Source organism: Shewanella sp. (genome assembly GCF_048265805.1).
In the GTDB taxonomy this organism is placed as follows: domain Bacteria; phylum Pseudomonadota; class Gammaproteobacteria; order Enterobacterales; family Shewanellaceae; genus Shewanella.
This window is the reverse complement of the sequence record NZ_JBLXAT010000002.1, coordinates 206992-224195: the sequence shown is the minus strand read 5'-3', so window position 1 is coordinate 224195 and position 17204 is coordinate 206992. Positions and strand designations below refer to the sequence as shown.

Sequence of the window (17204 nt, the reverse complement as noted above, 5' to 3'; positions counted from 1 at the left end):
GTTGAATCGCCCGCTCTAACAATGATGCTAGTCTTCGCAGACGTTTTTTATTAACGACCCATTCACTGGGGGCATAACTATCCCTTCAAGGGAAATACTAAAAACTCTGCAAGAGCGAGCAATAATAATGAATAGCACTTCAATTTCTGCCAAAGATAAGCGCACGATCAACATCGTGTTCTTTCTATCAGCGGTGATTATAACGCTGGCCACTCTTCAAAATCAGTTACCGTCGGGGCTCGTGGGGGCTCTGGGCATCATGGCGGTGGTTGGTTACATACTCAACCTTATTGGTAACAAGACACCAATCATCAACCAATTTTTTGGTGGTGGGGCGATCGTGGTTATCTTTGGCTCATCGTATATTTTCCACAGTGGCTGGATGCCACACGAGACGGTTACGACAGTGACTACTTTTATGGACGGTGGTGGCTTTTTGGCGTTCTTTATCGCCAGTTTGGTGACAGGATCTGTTTTGGGGATGGATTCTAACGTACTGAAAAAAGCCGCACTGAAATATATTCCAGTGATATTAGGTAGCGTGTTTTTTGCGTTCCTGTTCGCTGGCGTTGTTGGGCATCTCTTAGGCGAAGGATTCTTTGAGTCCATCATGCTGATTGCCTTGCCGATCATGGGCGGTGGCATGGGAGCAGGCGCCGTGCCACTGGTCGAAATCATGTCCGGTCAAACCGATATGAGCAGTGAAGCGCTGATGTCTAAAATGGTGCCAGCATTAGCCATCGGTAACGCTATCGCCATTGTTGTGGCAGGGCTATTAAACAAGTTGGGCCAATACGTGCCATCACTTACCGGCAATGGTCGCTTGATGCGCGACGGTGACGCAAAAGAGCTGATGGAAGAGATCAAAGATGCACACACGGTGCAGCAACTCGGTCTCGGCGCATTGTTAGCCATCACCATGTTTTTTGTTGGCACTATGCTGGGGTCGGTAATCGATATGCACCCTTATGCGTTGATGATTATCTTTGTGGCGCTGGTTAAAGTCTCTGGACTGCTGCCTCGCGAACTTGAAGTCGCCGCTCACGGCTGGAGCAAATTTGTGGTGGATAACCTGACGCCAGCTTTATTGGTGGGCATCGGTGTGGTTTATACCGATCTGGAGCAGATTGTGGCGGCATTAACGTGGGAAAATCTGCTCATGGTCTTCACCACTGTGGTTGGTGCTGTTATTGGCAGTGCTTTGGTTGGCCGTATGATGGGCTTTTACCCGATTGAAGCGGCCATTACTGGCGGTTTGTGTATGGCTAATATGGGCGGTACCGGCGATGTGGCGGTGCTGGCGTCCTGTAAGCGGATGGAGCTGATGCCATTTGCGCAGATCTCTTCTCGCCTCGGCGGCGCGTTGATGCTGATTCTCGCCACGCTCATTTTGCAGCTATTAAGCTCAGTACTGTAATACGCGACAGTGGCTGAACACTGGTGATAACAAAGCCTCTGCATTGCAGAGGCTTTGTTGTTTTACGCATATTCAGCAGCGTTTAAGCGGATGATAACCACTAGCCCCAATGTGCTTTGTTACCCTTTGGCTTAATGCCAATCGTTCATCAGTGAATGGTAGTCGTCACGCCAGCGATCAATGCTCAGCGGTGCGCCTTGCATATCCAGCATCAGCTCATCAAAGGCTTGACGGAATCGCGGGTCTTCACGGTCACTGAGATCTTCGTAGGGAAAGCTATTTAAGGGCAGTGCTTTAGTTTTCTGGATCAGCGCTACCATGTTGGCTCGGCCATTGGAACTATCTAAGTAACTGTAAGCTAACGCGTAATGTTTATAGGCTTCGCCCATATCTAAACTTTGCTGCATGCCGTTGACCACTAGCTGCGGATCGAATTCGCCATTGTTCGAGCGTTTAGCGGTATCACCACCTGCTAAGTATTCCGCTTGGCCTTCGGTAAACCAGCGTGGTAGTGCCAAACCAAACACATTGTTGCCCAGTGCCATTTGCACTGTGTGGATCAACTCATGGGTGATAAAGGTATCTACATTATGCGGTTTATAGACTGACGGCGCGGCAATATTGATGCCTTCCCACACGCCTTCACCAGACATGCTCGGATCAGTACCTTCATGCAGACATACATAGATTTTGTTCTCGATATGAATGTCATCAGCGCTGCTATATTCGCTGTAATCAGTATCCAGTAACGCAGCGGTTACTTGGTCATCGCTGGCAGTGTTCGCGGTGGTTTCTGCCCAGCGAGAAAATGCCACGCCAAACGCATTGCTGTTGGTGTCTTCTAACGCGCCGGGGTAGTGCAGCTGGCCGAGGCTATCTTGCGGATGCCAGCGTAACTGTTGCAACTGTTCAAAAAGTACCGCTCGGGCTGACAAACGTACTTGGCCACGCAGGGCAAAATAGTCCGCTTGGGTTAGCTGCATTGCCTCAAGCGCATTGGCAAAATTACTTTCAACCCAACTGGCTGCTTGGCGATAGTCGGATTCCGGCAGCGCAGGATTACCAAATACCAGCACATTGTCAGCTTCATAGTAGCGGTCACGATAGGTGTTGACGCAGTCGTTATTAAGCCAGCCACTTGAGGCTGAAATGTACATGCCACTCCTTGCGGTGGAGTAGTAGATGCCGGTATCGGCACTTTGTTTAAACTGGCCAGCGCTGGCTTGGTTATCATTGGCTTTGCTGTTACTGGCATCATCTTCGCCACCACCACAGGCGGCTAAGCTCGCAGTGACGCTAAACAGTAATACATGGCTAAGTTTGGTGACGTACGGTTTCAAGGATAAATTTGGCAAAAGTACACTCGCTTTATGGATTGAAAATGTCAGAAAACTACATCAAAGTATTCGGATAAATGATGCTGTTACGCTTCTAGCGCATGAATCTTACTGAATAATCTAGAGATTTCTACATGTTAACAATGGTTTGTTAATTTATTTATTGCTAATGTGAGCACGGCTGAAAAGCGTAAAAAATAAATGTGGTTTTCTGTCTAAACGACGTCAGTAGTGGTTTTTATGCCAGCCTGCTTAGCTACTGTTACTTGAGATAGTTGCGACTTGAGATAGCGCCGCAACACTGAATCAAATGAGGAATAGCATTAATGACAGAGCAAGAGGTACTTTCATTAATTCACGGTTGGCAGCAACAAGATAAACACGCCATGCAACTGCTAATGGGCATCACTTACCAGAAGTTGCATCATCTATCTCATGAACATCGCAACCGCTGGTTAGCTGATGCCGATACCGAGCTACTGAGTCAAACTGCCACCGATGTTGCCCACGAGATCTATCTCAAGTTTGAACAAGCCAAACCGCAGATGTCGATTGCGACAGTGCGAGAGTTTTATCAGTACTTGAATAGCTCAGTACGCAATTTATACGTGGATCAGTTTCGTCGCTGCAATCGTTTGGGGCGCGCAGAGGTACTGACGCAACTGTTTTCTGAAAGAGCCATCGCGCAGGCCGATCACATGATTGAACATCAGTTGGAATATGCCGATCTTGATGGGCTTTTGGCTCGGTTTAGTGAGCGTTTTCCGCGTCAAGCTGAGGTGATGGAACTGCGGTTTTTCTCGCTGCAAAGTAACAAGCAGATTGCGCTGTTACTGGATATTTCACTGCGTACGGTGGAGAACGATATTCGCTTTGCTAAAGCATGGCTTAAAACCAAAATGCAGTAACTGGATGGGGGATTTATCGTTTTCTCTTCATCTCGAGCTACACGCCATTGGCAGCTAACTGCGCGCGCCACCATGAGGTAACCGGTAGCTGTTGCTGCGCAATAATCTGCTGCACGACTTGAGTGTTCCGTGCCATATAACCAAGGTACAGTGCCTTATCGGCGGAGCTAGTTTGTTCATGGTGCAGCTGCGCCTGCCAAATCTGATTCTCTTTGATTAACCACTCCATCACGGCGGGTGAGTAGTGCAGTTCACGTGTATTGAACGGCTGGCTTGCTAGCAGCGGTGTGCTGTAATGGCTGGTAGGCTGCTCCCGCGTTAACCAATGTTGATATAAGCGGTTTATTTGCTGCGCACGTGCCGTGTCATCGTAAATCATGGGGGGAGTAAGGCGTAGGATCTCCTCTGCGTTGTTATGGTCTATCACCGCTTGCAGCATGGGCACGAGCGGCGTGAGCTCTTCGTTGCCGTTTGACGCTGTTTGTTGGCTTAGCCGCGTAATATCTTGCTGCATCTGCTGCGCTACGCTTATCAGTTGCGAGGATATAGGCAGTGCACTGTGCCACCACAAGCTTTGACGCATAATCTCACTAAACCACTGCAGCATACTTTGGCTGCGTTGCGTGCTATCTAGTGTGAGATAGTAGTGCAGCACTTCATCTAAGCGCTGTTGATAGTTCTCGACATCTCCTTGGAAGTATAAGCAGGACAGTACCGCGTGGTAGCTATTGATGTATTGCGCACTACTAAGCTGTGGCTTCAGTGTTTGTGATAGCGCCAAGCTTTCTGCGGCATAACGCTGGCTTTGGGGGAGATCAATTAACCGCAAACTCTCGGATAACATACCGTATTTAAGCAGCAAATCTGGATGGGCATCGCCCATGATGTTCTGCAATAGCGCCAGCGCATGTTCACCGTAATTGTGGGCTTCGTTTAGGCTACCTAAATGGGCTGACAGTGTTGCTAGTACAAACTCTGAACGTGCCACATCGTATTGCCGATCTACTTGTTGATAGAGATGATGTTCTTGCTCAAGTAGGCTTTTTGCCTCAAGAAGCAGCGGTTTGATGTGCTGCTCAAATTCGGTATCGCTTCTGCCGGAATACGCTGGATTAAGGTGCAGAAAATGAAAGCTAATCGCGCGTCCAAGAAACCCCGCCACCTCTGCTTGCTGGTCAAGAGTTAACTGTGGCCAGTAGTGCTGCTTAATCTGCTTCAATAAGGCAATGTGGCGTTGGGCCAGTTGGTCTTTCTCTGCGGTGCGATACCATTTCATCGCATCAATATAGCGATGGTAAAACATCGCTTGTTGCACGGTGGCGGGTAGGCGTTTTGCTGTGGTGCTGAACTGCAATTGTGTTAATAGCGGCTGCACCGCTGGCGTAATAGCATCAAATTTATTACGACGGATCAGCAGTCTTATCCATAGCTCACCTGCTTTAAATGCATGCGCTTTATCGCTTAAGTTTGCGTAATTATTGATGATGCTTTGATAAAACTGCTCAGCTTGATCGTTGTCGCCGATGCTGGCGTAACCTTGGGCTAGTGATAGTTGAATGCGGGCGATGGAGTTGGCGTTTAGCTCGGTATCAGCGTTAAGAATTTGCGCGGAGTTATCCAGCATATCTTTGGCGGAAAAGTTATCACCATTGCTGATACGGCGATTAGCGAGCTGCACTATGTCACTCAAGCGGTTAACCATCAGATCTGACTGCAGTTTAGCGGCTTTTAGTTGCTGATATTGGGTGATGAGATTGATCAGTAAGTAGCTGCAACACAATAAGGCAAGTGCAATGGTGCCACTTAACAGCGGGTGACGTTGGCGTACCAGCTTGTTAAACCGATACCAGCGTGACGCGTGAAAGGCGTGCGTGGCAAAGTTGCCTTGATAGCGCTCAATATCTTGCTGCAGTGCCAGTACTGAGGTGTAACGGTCTAGTGGTTGCTCGGCGCAAGCTTTGTCGATAATTGCGTTAAGTTCGGCACGGTAGCGTGACGGCTTCGCCGGTGATTGTGTGAGTAAACGGGCTAACAGTTTGCCAAGCGCAAAAATATCACTCGATGGTGTCGCTTGGCCTGTGGCTAATAGCTCTGGACTGGCGTAGTCACGGGTGAGGGCGCGAATGTAGCATTGGTAGATATTGCTCATTGGCGCATCGCGGTTTTGAAAAATCCGCGAGATGCCAAAATCGAGCACTTTTACCTGCAGATGTTCATCCAACATGATGTTCGATGGTTTGATATCGGCATGTACAATCTGCATTGAGTGGGCATAATCTAACGCGCGACACAGTCGAATAAACACCGTTAGCAGCTGCGTTTCATTCAGTTGCTGTGCGGCTGCCACTTGGTCAATTGCCTGCCCCGCCACATATTCCATCAATATGTAATGATGTCCATCAGCATGAATGCCGGCATCAAATACCTTGCCAATATCGGGATGATTCAAGCGCGCCATTACTGCCGCTTCACGTAGCAATGCTTGGCGGCCAATCAACTGTTCCAGCGCGCTATCAATCACTTTAATCGCGACCGTTTGCTCAAAGCGGCCATCATTGCGTTGGGCCAAATAGACACTGCCCATGCCGCCGTGACTGATAAGGCTTTCAATGCAGAAAGGCCCAAACTGACAGCCTATGAGCAACGGCTTGGAGCGTGTTGGCCAGTCAAATGGCGATTCATCCGCGATAGCTGTTTGTTGCTCTACTGCCAGCATGGCTTTGAGCTCTTCAGCCACCTCAGCATCTTGAATGGCGAGTTCTTGCAGCAGTTGAGCCTGCGCTGCGGGAGACATGGTAATGGCTTGGGTGAATAGCTGGTACAGCATCGGCCTAGGTAGGTATTATTATTATGTAGGTATCATACTGATTTTATTAGTACAGTCGAATTTATCTCAAGGTCAATATGTCCGCTCATTACTGGCTTGGTTGCCAAAAGCAAGTCAACGCATCAGTTTCTCGTAGCTGAACGTTACAGCTACGCATGCTCAATCTACCATCTAGTAGCAGGCTTTTCCTGTGCATATGCCGTCTGAGAGACCGACAGGTTCAGCAATCGCTCAGCTGATTTAGGCAACAAATGCCACCGCACTTGCTAAGAAATGGGCATCAGGCTTTCTGCCAATTTTTTATTTTGAATGACATGGAGTTTTATACTTCTGCTTTGCAGAATTAGGCAATAATGAAAGAGGATCAGGCAGAGTGTTTTGGTGTTGCTTTCTGCATAATGCTACGGGTTCGATATCGGTAAATTTTAACTCTTGAGATATAGGGAAGCAGTTTTATGAAAACAGTAGGTTATGCTGCGCACAACGCTGATGCAGAATTAGTACCTTATCATTTTGAACGCCGCGACCTGCGTGCTAATGATGTAGCGATAGAAATTTTGTACAGTGGCGTTTGTCATTCAGATTTGCACACGGTCAACGGTGACTGGGGCCCACAACCATATCCGTTGGTACCAGGCCACGAAATCGTGGGGGTGGTGACATCTATTGGTGCTGACGTTAAAAACTATAAAGTTGGTGACCGTGTAGCGGTTGGCTGTATGGTTGATAGCTGCCAAGAGTGCGATCAATGCCATAACCACGAAGAGCAGTTCTGTCGTCACGGTTTGACAGGCACTTATGGTGCACCTGATCGTCAAACGGGTGAAATCACTCAAGGTGGTTATTCAAAACACATCGTCGTTCGTGAAGAGTTTGTACTGAGCATTCCTGACAACATGGATATCAGCAAAGCTGCACCTATTCTATGTGCGGGTATCACTACCTTCTCACCACTGCGCACTTGGAATGTGACCAAAGGTTCTCGCGTCGGGGTTATCGGTCTAGGTGGCTTGGGCCACATGGCGGTTAAACTTGCTGTCGCTATGGGCGCAGAAGTTACTGCGATCAGCCGCTCTAACAGCAAAGAGAAAGAAGCGGTGGCAATGGGCGCTAAAGGCATTCTCGCTTCATCTGATGCTGACGCTATGGCTGCTGCCGCAAACGCTTTTGATGTGATCATCGACACCGTGCCAGTAAAACACGACGTAAGCATGTATGCGCCGCTGCTAGACATCGACGGTACTATCGTGATTGTTGGCCAAGTAGGTCCATTGAACGAAATGATGACTGTGCCATTCGTTATGGGGCGTCGTCGCGTAGCTGGCTCATTGATCGGTGGTATCAAAGAAACTCAAGAAGTATTGGACTTCTGCGCTGAACACAACGTCTATCCAGATTGTGAAATGATCAAAATGGAAGATATCAACAGCGCCTTTGAACGTCTGGCAAAAGGTGACTTGGCACACCGCTTCGTTATCGACATGTCTTCACTGCCAGCTTAATGATGCGTTATTGAGTGTTAGAAACGGTAGCCTTGGCTACCGTTTTTTATGTCTGAAGCATGACGATAGCAGCGGAAACGATTAAGGTAACCGCGGTATAACTATTAATAATGACCAAAAGGCGATAAGGAGTTTTGCTGTGGTAATGGAGCAAGTGAGTAAGTTAGATCGCGCTCGGGGTTGTTTAATTGGCCTAGCTGTTGGCGATGCCATAGGCACTACGGTGGAGTTTATGCCGCGCGGCACTTTCACGCCGGTGAATGATATGCAGGGGGGCGGGCACTTTCAACTGCAAAAAGGCCAATGGACCGACGATACCTCCATGGCGTTATGTTTGGGGCATAGCCTGTTGGAATGCAATGGTTTCGATGCCCACGACCAGATGCAGCGCTACTGTGACTGGCATGAAAACGGTTACATGAGTAGCACCGGCAGTTGCTTTGATATTGGTAATACGGTGTTGGCTGCCTTACAGCGTTTTCAGCAAACTGGCGAGCCCAATGCTGGCGCGACCAGTCGCTGGAGTTCAGGAAACGGTGCTTTGATGCGTATGGCGCCGATTGCACTTTATTACCACCACGATGACCGCAAAGCGGCGTTTTATGGCGCCGAAAGCTCCCGGACGACCCATGCTTCTGCGCTCTGTCTCGACACTGCGCAATATTTTGCTCAGTTATTAGTGACCTTGATAAATGGTGCGGATAAGTCCAGTTGCTTCACTCTTCCATACCAAGCCAAAACGCCTGAGCTAGCGGCCATCATGTCGGCCGATTTATTAAGCAGGCAAGAATCACAACTGCGTGGTAGTGGTTATGTGATGGAATGCCTAGAAGCTGCATTATGGTGCTTGTTAACTACAGACAGCTTTGACGCTTGCGTGCTTGCAGCGGCAAATCTGGGGGATGATGCTGACACTACTGCGGCGGTTGCTGGACAGCTGGCCGGAGCATATTACGGCTATCAAGCCATTCGTGCCGATTGGCGAGCGGCGCTCTATCAACATGATGAGCTGCTGCAGTTGGCCGATGCGCTATGGCACGTCAATGATTGAGTGAGCGAAAACGCATTATGACGCCGCAATATGTCGCTAGCCATGCCGAAAAAAAGCATTTAACGGCGTTATCTATTCCATTCAATCGCTGCAATGTGCCCGCATGGCTGTTGGCGAGTACCGCTTATCAGGTGCAACCGATCCCTCTACAACTGGACAGTATTGTCACTTGGTATCAACCGTTATTTGATGAGTTGGCGTTGCTCGATGATGCGACTGCGCGGGCGGCGGTGTTTGCTCAGTTTATGCAGCAACGGTTTGATTTGAGCGCATTGGCCGATGAACCACCGCCGCGGGCTAAATTGAACTACCGGCGGATGATCATCGGCTGGTTGTTTGATTCTGACAGTGAACAAGGTGCGGCGTGGCGTTGTTGGGCTGAGTCGCGCTTCGGCTTATTAACGCAGTTTCATCGCCAACCGTTGTCTTCTCCCGAAAGTGATAGCTATGGTCATTATCGTCAGCACAGTTTTGCGGCCACCAAGAATGCCAATGAACTGTTTGAACAGCTCGACTTGCTGTATCAATTTTGCCAGTTGCAACTCACACTGCGCCAGCCTAGGCAGTCGCATCTTACGCTGTATCGTGGCTGCGATCGTTTAGCTGAATTAAGCGATATCGCCTCGGGTGTGGTGCAGTTTAACAATCTCAGCTCATTTGCGGCGACGGCCGAAAGCGCCTCGCAATTTGGTAGCTGTGTTTATCAAGTAGTTGTGCCCATCAGCAAGATAGTTTGTTACGAGTCACTGCTCCCCAATACCATGACTGGCGAACAAGAATTTATGGTGTTGGGCGGTCTGTATCGCAGCGCCTTGTGGCGTGAGTAAACTGCGTGGGGAGATTAAGTCACCATATCCCTGTCATCAGCGCCACGGCTGCAATGAATGATTCGCGCTTCATTTATCGCGTGTAATTTGAACAAAAGTCAAACATGGCAGCTCAACAGCCTCTAGCGTTATTGTTCCGTATGGATATGCGTTATTTTTGACCGATAACAATAACTTGTTGGAAATTTAGGCAGCAAGTTGCCAATGTTGTGCAACACTTAGTCGATGGCTCGGTGGTTTTTGCCACCGTAGGCGTTCATTTGCACGGAGAGCTACAATGCTGAACATAGGTAAATCCCTCGGGCGGTTAAACTTTTCGATCCGAGTCACCGTGGTGTCAGTATTTATCATCGCTACCTTAATTACGGCATTGGTGGCGTTAACATTGCAGTACCATTTTTCCTTTTCATTGGCCAAAGACAATGTGGAAGACAACTTTCGCGATTTTGGTGAAGAGGTCGGCTCCGCACTAAAGCAATTGGATGACTCCGCTGCGAGCGCGGTGCGCATCTTAGCCAAGCAACAAACCTTTAGTACGGCAGATAACATCCCCGAAAATACCATCGATCTGTTTGCGGAGTTCATGCGCACCAATCCGATGTTTAGTGCTATTTATGTTGGTTTTGTCGGTGGCGATCTGTACGAGCTGGTCAATCTTGAAAGTGCCCCGATCATGCGACAGCAATATCAGGCCGATGCCGATGATCGCTGGCTGATCATTCAAGTGAGCGAGCATAACGGCCAGCGTATTCGGCGCATGTCATTTCTGGCGGACGATTATCAAGTGCGCCATAGCCGTGAGGAACCCTCTAATTATTATGCCGATCGGCGCTTGTGGTTTCGTCAGTCAAACGCTGTAAGCGTCAATAAAACTGAGCCTTATCTGTTCCAAAGTTTACAAGCACCTGGACAAACCTATTCACTTAAAGTGAACAACGGCCGCGCCGTCATTGCCTTAGATATTGCGCTCAGCTCCGTGCTGCAATACTTCTCCGATATTATGAAAAACCACCATGCTGAGGCGTATATCTATCAGCCCTCTGGCAATTTGATTGCCGCTGTCAATCAAACCATAAGTCAGAGCAGCCTGCCGGAGATGACGCGATTAAATTGGACGGAAGAACAACAGCAAATTTTAGCCAAGTATTCCGAAATTAAAGTCTCTAATGAGACTAATTGGTCACCGATCGATTTTATGATTTCTGGCGAGCCGACGGGGTATAGCGTCGATTTTCTGCGGCTGTTATCGCAAGCAGTAGGCGTGCCTTTTAATTTTGTGAACGGATTCAGTTGGACTGAGTTACTGCAGTTGTATGAGCAAGATGACATTGATATGTTGCAGTCGGTCAATCGCAGTATAAGTAATAGTCATTTAGGGGAATTTTCTGAGCCGTATCTCAATCTGCCGTTCGCGTTAGTTACCAGTGATAAGCAGCCGAATTTGTACAACATTGCCTCGTTGTATGGCAAAACTGTCGGTGTTCCCCAAGGTTGGACCATAGTGAAATACTTGCAGCGTAATTATCCGCAGATCCGCGTGGTGGAGCTGCCCACCACCAAAGATGTGCTGCAAGCCGTGGCTAGTGGCAAAATTTACGGCGGTGTCGATTCTCTCGCGGTGCTCAAGTATGAAGCCGCTAACTACTTTATTAGTGGCTTGCGTTATCAAACTCAACTCGACCTTAATAGTCTTGGGGTGCCGAGTGAGTTGCACTTAGTGGTAAAGCCTGAAAATGCAGAGCTGATGCCACTGTTGAATCAAGCGATTAAGGAAGTTAATGCCCAGCATAGCGAATTTTTAGCCCAGCATTGGTTAGGTGAACAATGGTTGCAAGAGCACTCCACCACCGTGCCTTACCAACGTTTTATTGAGTTTGCTGTCGATCCCACCAAGCAAAATAAGCTGATCCAAACGGCAGAGCAGGGCAAAGACTTCTTTATTTATGTCACGCGTGTTGATGAGGCGAAAAGCTATACGCACTACTTAGCGGTACTTTTGCCGCGTAATGATTTGTTAGCACCCGCCGTCAAACGGGTGGCCATTTCGTTGGCGATTACCATTGGGATGCTTATTTTGCTGAGTCCTGCCTCATGGCTATTCTCCGGCCCCATTGTTTCGCCGATTCGCCGTTTAGCGCTGGAAAATGAAAAGATCCGCAATCGCCAATATGATCTGCTCGATATTCCTAGCAGTAGCATTACAGAGGTACATCATCTTGGACTGTCTATCAAAGAGATGGCTGGCGCCATTCAAAAGCACGAGCAGAGCCAGCAGGAGTTACTCGATGCCTTTATCCAACTGATCGCACAGGCGATTGACTATAAGTCACCCTACACCGCTGGGCACTGCTTACGCGTGCCAGAGTTAGCGCTGATGTTGGCTAAACAAGCGCATGACAGCAATAGCGGAGCCTTTGCTGATTTTCAATTTCACTCCAGTTCAGAATGGCGTGAATTCCGCGTGGGAGCTTGGCTACACGACTGCGGTAAAATCACCACGCCAGAGCATATTGTCGATAAAGGCTCAAAGTTAGAGGTGATTTATAACCGCATCCATGAGGTGCGTATGCGCTTTGAAGTCTTACTGCGCGATGCCGACCTTGAATATTGGCGGGCGTTGCATAAAACGCCCGAGAAACAGGCAATGCTGGCGCAGCAACGTGAGGTTAAACGGGCGCAGATTATGGATGATTTTGCCTTCGTCGCCAAAACTAACGTGGGTGGCGAGCAACTTAGTGAGGCTGATAAAGCAAGGTTAGTCAGTATCAGCAAACAAAGCTGGACGCGTCATCTGAGCGACCGTTTAGGGTTGTCACCTTTAGAGGAGCGCATGTATGACAACCTAGAACCCGAAGAGAACTTACCGGCGACAGAACAGCTGTTGAGTGACAAGCCCATACACGAAGTGCCACGCTTCCATAGCACTGATTATCCTGAACATCTTGGTATCAAAATGGATATACCAAAACTGCTATACCATCGTGGCGAGCTGCACAACTTGATGATTGAACGCGGTACGTTGACCGCCGAAGACCGCTTTAAAATTAACGAACATATTGTGAATACCATCCAGATGCTCGACACCTTGCCGTTCCCGCCGGAGCTGAGCAAGGTGCCCCGTTATGCCTCAACGCATCACGAAACCTTAGACGGACGCGGTTATCCGCGTAAGCTGACCGGTGATGATTTATCAGTGCCAGAACGCATCATGGTGCTGGCGGATATTTTTGAAGCGCTTACCGCTAATGATCGGCCATATAAAAAGGCCAAGCCCGTCAGTGTATCGCTGAAGATTTTGTACCAAATGGTTAAGGATGGTCACGTAGACGAAGAGGTCTTTAAACTGTTTTTATCGTCAGGCATCTATCTAGATTATGCGCAGCGTTACTTAGCGCCAGAGCAGATCGATGCGGTAAATATCGAGCAGTTTATGGATGCTAAGTGGCAAAAGCCTGACATCGGTAATGAGGATGATATGCCTGACGAGCCCACTGCTTAATAGCATGGATAAAACCTTATTTATTCGGCGTTAATTAGTGCGCCAAGGTTAGGTAAAATAGCCGCAGGTTTTTAATCTGGTGGTTCAATAATGGTGCAGTCTTTAGCTCTTTATCCTTACATTCAGGCAATGGTTACTGCATCCGACACGACAATAGCTGCAACCGTACCGCAGATAATCAAACAATGCTGTCACGGTGAGCAGATTAGCGATGACTGGAGCGTGCTGGAACGTATCGAGCGCACCGTGGTGTTTGCTGATGGTGCGATTATTCGTCAGGTGACCGAAGTAGAGACCGAAACGGATGGTGCCGCAGCTGACAACATCTGCGGCGATGATTGGATCAGTTATCAAGTATTACAGCAGCCCCCACAAGCGAATATTACGCCGCTGCAAAAGCAGTTTACCAATCGGTGTCAGCAAGCTTTTTGGTTAAAAATTCAGGTGGCGCAGCAAGAGTCATAGTTTTTGTACCGAGAACTTGCCGGAGCAAGACTCGGCAATTTTTACAGTTGTGCGAGTAGATATTGCAGCGTGTTGCTGGCGAGCGCCCTTCTAAAATTGATGATGTTAAACGATATCAATGAGATAAAATATTGGCACAATGTTCGCTCCTTACTATTCACATCAATAAATAGTTAAGGAGTCGCATCATGGCATCTACTAATGCATCCACATCTAACGCGAGCAACAAAACGACCGCCAAAGCTGAAGATAAAGCGCATAGCAAGATTGATCGCGCTGCAAACGCCGCTCATAACAGTGTTGATAAGGCCGCTGAGGCCGCCCAATCTGGCCAAGAGAAAATGCATGATGTATCGCAGCAGATTTCTGCTCAGGCGCATCAAATGGCAGAAAAGGCCAAACAGCAATCTGAACGTGTTTCTGAAGCGGTATCGAGTTACACCAAAGAGCATCCGGTCAAATCTGTAGGTATCGCCTTTCTGGCCGGCGCTGTCGCCGCTGGGTTGCTACTGCGCCGTCACTAAGATGGCAACGTCAGCAGGAGGCCAGTGATGTCAGAATCTATTTCCACCCAAGAGCAGCCTTTAACGGCATTGTGGGCGAGCCATAAAGGTTGGCTCGCCAAACTGCTGCAGTTAGGCGCGCTTGAGAGCAAAATTTGGCTCACTTCCAGTGCGCAGTTGCTGGCATTGATGTGTGGCATGTTAATGTTGCTCACCAGTGCGTGGTTGCTGACGTTGGCGATGGTGGCGGTATTGTTATGGCAAGCTGGTCTGCCGCTGGTGGCCGTGATGGCGCTGATGGTGTTACTGCTGTTATTGAGTGCGCTACTGGTATACCGCGTGATTCGGCTAACCTTGCAGCGCATGGACATCAGCCGAACAATCGAGCTGTTATTGAACCATCAGGAGGATGAGTGATGGGGCCGATGAAATCGCTACTGCGTCAACGTAAGCTGCTGCATGCGGAGCTTAATCTCGCCGCCGAGCAAGCAAAGCTGCGACGAAAGCAGGCCTACTATGCCGCCGAGCAACAACTCAGTAAGCCCGAGTCATTAATTACCAGCTTCGCCTTAGGGTGGTGTTCGACTGCTGCCGGGCCGCAGTTAGGTCGGTTTAGCTTGGTAGCCAAGTTGTCGCCACTGCTGTGGCAATTGGGACTGCAACACGCGTTACAGCAAGAGGATGCTACGTCACCTACGCCAGATGAACCTTAACGCAGCAAACATCTACCAAAATGGCTGATATGAAATATTTTGCTTTATTTTAATCTCTGTGGAGATTATTTTTATCGAAAATCCACGTTAACTGTATACCGTCATGAAGTTGGACAACACCGATAAAACCCTGCTTAAACTGTTACAGCAAGACGCTACCATCTCGCTTACCGAGCTGGCCGAGCAGGTCAACCTCACTACTACTCCCTGTTGGAAAAGATTAAAACGGCTGGAAGATGCTGGCGTTATTGCCAAACGTGTTGCTCTGTTAGATCCCGAAAAACTGGGATTAGAGTTAACTGCGTTCGTGTTGGTGGTCACCAATAATCACTCGCACGAGTGGTATCAGTGTTTTGTGAATAAAGTCACCGAGTTTGCGGAAGTGATGGAGTTCTACCGCATGGCGGGTGAATACGACTACATGATGAAGGTACAAGTCGCTGATATGAAAAGCTTTGATGAGTTCTATAAAAAGCTGGTCAACAATGTCGCTGGTATCTCTAAAGTGACCTCAACATTTGCCATGGAGTCGCTTAAGTACTCCACAGCGTTACCGTTATAATGGCTAAAGTGCTTTTTGCACCATAATGTCGAGGATCTGTTGATCGGTATGGGTCATTGCGCCGTTTGCCAGTGCTGACAGGTTGCGAATCGAGCTATCGACATCATTGGCGACAATACCTTCCTCGCCAGTAACACAGATATTATCAATTGCCATTAAGCTGGATTTCATCGCCGCGCCCGCCGAAGAGGAAACCTTCATCGCGCAGGCATTCTTAGCACCGTCACAAATCACGCCGGCGACATCCCCAATCATGCTGCTTACTGCGTAACTGATTTGCTGATAACTGCCCCCGAGCAGATACGTTATCCCCGCCGCTGAGCCCATAGCTGCAGTCGTTACCGCGCACAGTGCAGACAACTTATGTTGGTGATGCTTAATGTAGATGGCTAACAAATGCGACAACATTAATGCGCGCAGCAACTGCTCATGCGATGCTTTAAGATACTCTGCTGCCACCACGACCGGCATAGTGGCGGCAATCCCTTGGTTGCCAGAACCTGAGTTGCTCATTGCTGGCAACATCGCCCCGCCCATACGCGCATCTGAGGCGGCGGCTGAGCGACTGATAACATCAGTAAGCAAACCACCACTGATCAAGCCGCGGTCAACGTGGCGTTGCAGCGTCGCGCCCACTTGCAGCCCGTAGTTGGCAGTGAGCCCCTCAATTGATAGGGCTTCATTGAGCACTTTGGCCTGTTCGATAAAGGCGATCTCAGCAACGGGCACTTGAGTAATAAATTGGTAGATGTCATGCACAGTGGTGTGCTGTGGCAATTTCACTGCGGTTGCCGTTTCACTCGGTGTATCGGTTGGCTGGTTTAAGAATGTGGTAATGCCATCTTCTTCAATGGAAACGACATGGGTGTGATCATCGGCAATGGTCACGCGCACGGATTTACCGTGAGCAAAGACGGTAACTTGTGCGAATAGCACACGTGTTGTTGTTGCTACGCTGACTTTAACTTTACCGATATCTATCAGCGCCTTGGCCTGCATGACATGCACAGGCGTCAACATATGAAAAACTTCCAATCCTGCATCAGCATCACCGCCGAACGCCCCCACGGCTGCGGCAATGGCTAAACCATTCATTCCTGTGCCCGGTACTTTTACGCCCATACCATTCTTCATCAAGTTCGGTGACACTTGAGCTTGAATGCTGTGCGGAATCGCATTGAGTTTTTGACGGGCGATAGCAGCGGCCAAGCCAACAGATACGGGTTCAGTACAGCCCAGTGCTGGCAGCACTTCGGCTTTTACTGTGTCAATAAAGTGAATCCATTGTGGGTGGGTCATCTCTGTGTCTCGGCTCATCAATCAATAGTGCAATAAGATAGCGCAAACTTAAGAGAATTAAATTGCCTTGTTTTCTACCTAATAATTAATTGGTAGAAAATTATTTCATTAATGTATCTTTAAGTAGGGTTTTTGTTTTGTTTTGTTCGCTGAGACGCATTGACCGTCGGTTACATCACTTGGCTAAAACAACTGTTTAAAAAGTCATCATAAATTTGGCGAGATCTTTATCCCTTTCCTAAACTGCTTATATATCAAACAAAACACGGAATGTTTGGGAGCAGAATAAATGCG

General features: G+C 48.5%; 14 protein-coding genes. 11 read left to right on the top strand and 3 right to left on the bottom strand.

All coding sequences use genetic code 11. The features are described 5' to 3' along the window. Nucleotides 1-127: 127 nt before the first annotated feature. On the top strand, nucleotides 128-1417 hold the full coding sequence (locus tag ACN0TT_RS02285) for a 2-hydroxycarboxylate transporter family protein (RefSeq protein WP_417760513.1): 1290 nt from the start codon (nucleotides 128-130) through the stop codon (nucleotides 1415-1417). 131 nt (nucleotides 1418-1548) lie between these two features. Here ACN0TT_RS02285 and ACN0TT_RS02280 read toward each other — a convergent pair whose 3' ends face one another. Then, the gene (locus tag ACN0TT_RS02280) at nucleotides 1549-2772 is read right to left on the bottom strand and encodes a hypothetical protein (RefSeq protein WP_417760512.1); all 1224 of its coding nucleotides are present in this window, start codon (nucleotides 2770-2772) and stop codon (nucleotides 1549-1551) included. A 308-nt stretch (nucleotides 2773-3080) separates the two neighbouring features. Between ACN0TT_RS02280 and ACN0TT_RS02275 the strand changes: the two genes are divergently transcribed. Then, nucleotides 3081-3662 (top strand): ECF-type sigma factor, encoded by a 582-nt coding sequence (locus ACN0TT_RS02275; RefSeq protein WP_417760511.1) that lies wholly within the window; start codon nucleotides 3081-3083, stop codon nucleotides 3660-3662. 37 nt (nucleotides 3663-3699) lie between these two features. On the opposite strand, the gene ACN0TT_RS02270 is transcribed toward ACN0TT_RS02275, so the two are convergent. Continuing rightward, a complete protein-coding gene (locus tag ACN0TT_RS02270; RefSeq protein WP_417760510.1) occupies nucleotides 3700-6456 on the bottom strand; it encodes a serine/threonine protein kinase in 2757 nt (918 codons plus the stop codon). A 488-nt stretch (nucleotides 6457-6944) separates the two neighbouring features. On the opposite strand from ACN0TT_RS02270, the gene ACN0TT_RS02265 reads away from it, so the two are divergent. From ACN0TT_RS02265 to ACN0TT_RS02225, 9 genes are all read left to right on the top strand, one after another. Further along, a complete protein-coding gene (locus ACN0TT_RS02265; RefSeq protein WP_417760509.1) occupies nucleotides 6945-7991 on the top strand; it encodes an NAD(P)-dependent alcohol dehydrogenase in 1047 nt (348 codons plus the stop codon). A 145-nt stretch (nucleotides 7992-8136) separates the two neighbouring features. Continuing rightward, a complete protein-coding gene (locus tag ACN0TT_RS02260; protein WP_417760508.1) occupies nucleotides 8137-9042 on the top strand; it encodes an ADP-ribosylglycohydrolase family protein in 906 nt (301 codons plus the stop codon). Continuing rightward, nucleotides 9039-9869, top strand: coding sequence for an NAD(+)--dinitrogen-reductase ADP-D-ribosyltransferase (locus ACN0TT_RS02255; RefSeq protein WP_417760507.1), 831 nt, complete (start codon nucleotides 9039-9041; stop codon nucleotides 9867-9869). The genes ACN0TT_RS02260 and ACN0TT_RS02255 overlap by 4 nt, the downstream gene beginning before the upstream one ends. Nucleotides 9870-10146: 277 nt before the next feature. Then, entirely contained in the window at nucleotides 10147-13368 is a 3222-nt protein-coding gene (locus ACN0TT_RS02250) for an HD domain-containing phosphohydrolase (protein ID WP_417760506.1), read from the top strand. Between the two features lie 90 nt (nucleotides 13369-13458). Further along, complete coding sequence (locus tag ACN0TT_RS02245) at nucleotides 13459-13833, top strand: hypothetical protein (RefSeq protein ID WP_417760505.1); 375 nt, start codon at nucleotides 13459-13461, stop codon at nucleotides 13831-13833. A 188-nt stretch (nucleotides 13834-14021) separates the two neighbouring features. After that, entirely contained in the window at nucleotides 14022-14357 is a 336-nt protein-coding gene (locus ACN0TT_RS02240; RefSeq protein ID WP_417760504.1) for a DUF883 family protein, read from the top strand. 27 nt (nucleotides 14358-14384) lie between these two features. Continuing rightward, the gene (locus ACN0TT_RS02235) at nucleotides 14385-14753 is read left to right on the top strand and encodes a hypothetical protein (protein WP_417760503.1); all 369 of its coding nucleotides are present in this window, start codon (nucleotides 14385-14387) and stop codon (nucleotides 14751-14753) included. Then, complete coding sequence (locus tag ACN0TT_RS02230; RefSeq protein WP_417760502.1) at nucleotides 14750-15049, top strand: hypothetical protein; 300 nt, start codon at nucleotides 14750-14752, stop codon at nucleotides 15047-15049. The genes ACN0TT_RS02235 and ACN0TT_RS02230 overlap by 4 nt, the downstream gene beginning before the upstream one ends. 103 nt (nucleotides 15050-15152) lie before the next feature. Next, the gene (locus tag ACN0TT_RS02225) at nucleotides 15153-15611 is read left to right on the top strand and encodes an Lrp/AsnC family transcriptional regulator (RefSeq protein ID WP_417760501.1); all 459 of its coding nucleotides are present in this window, start codon (nucleotides 15153-15155) and stop codon (nucleotides 15609-15611) included. Nucleotides 15612-15614: 3 nt separating this feature from the next. Here ACN0TT_RS02225 and ACN0TT_RS02220 read toward each other — a convergent pair whose 3' ends face one another. Beyond that, entirely contained in the window at nucleotides 15615-16928 is a 1314-nt protein-coding gene (locus ACN0TT_RS02220) for a serine dehydratase subunit alpha family protein (RefSeq protein WP_417760500.1), read from the bottom strand. Between the last annotated feature and the right edge of the window lie 276 nt (nucleotides 16929-17204).

Excerpts from the sequence above, each read along its gene's own strand:
- ACN0TT_RS02285 (WP_417760513.1), top strand. The coding sequence starts at position 128 with ATGAATAGCACTTCAATTTCTGCCAAAGATAAGCGCACGATCAACATC.
- ACN0TT_RS02275 (WP_417760511.1), top strand. The coding sequence starts at position 3,081 with ATGACAGAGCAAGAGGTACTTTCATTAATTCACGGTTGGCAGCAACAA.
- ACN0TT_RS02270 (WP_417760510.1), bottom strand. The coding sequence starts at position 6,456 with ATGTCTCCCGCAGCGCAGGCTCAACTGCTGCAAGAACTCGCCATTCAA.
- ACN0TT_RS02265 (WP_417760509.1), top strand. The coding sequence starts at position 6,945 with ATGAAAACAGTAGGTTATGCTGCGCACAACGCTGATGCAGAATTAGTA.
- ACN0TT_RS02260 (WP_417760508.1), top strand. The coding sequence starts at position 8,137 with ATGGAGCAAGTGAGTAAGTTAGATCGCGCTCGGGGTTGTTTAATTGGC.
- ACN0TT_RS02250 (WP_417760506.1), top strand. The coding sequence starts at position 10,147 with ATGCTGAACATAGGTAAATCCCTCGGGCGGTTAAACTTTTCGATCCGA.
- ACN0TT_RS02245 (WP_417760505.1), top strand. The coding sequence starts at position 13,459 with ATGGTGCAGTCTTTAGCTCTTTATCCTTACATTCAGGCAATGGTTACT.
- ACN0TT_RS02240 (WP_417760504.1), top strand. The coding sequence starts at position 14,022 with ATGGCATCTACTAATGCATCCACATCTAACGCGAGCAACAAAACGACC.
- ACN0TT_RS02235 (WP_417760503.1), top strand. The coding sequence starts at position 14,385 with ATGTCAGAATCTATTTCCACCCAAGAGCAGCCTTTAACGGCATTGTGG.
- ACN0TT_RS02225 (WP_417760501.1), top strand. The coding sequence starts at position 15,153 with ATGAAGTTGGACAACACCGATAAAACCCTGCTTAAACTGTTACAGCAA.
- ACN0TT_RS02220 (WP_417760500.1), bottom strand. The coding sequence starts at position 16,928 with ATGAGCCGAGACACAGAGATGACCCACCCACAATGGATTCACTTTATT.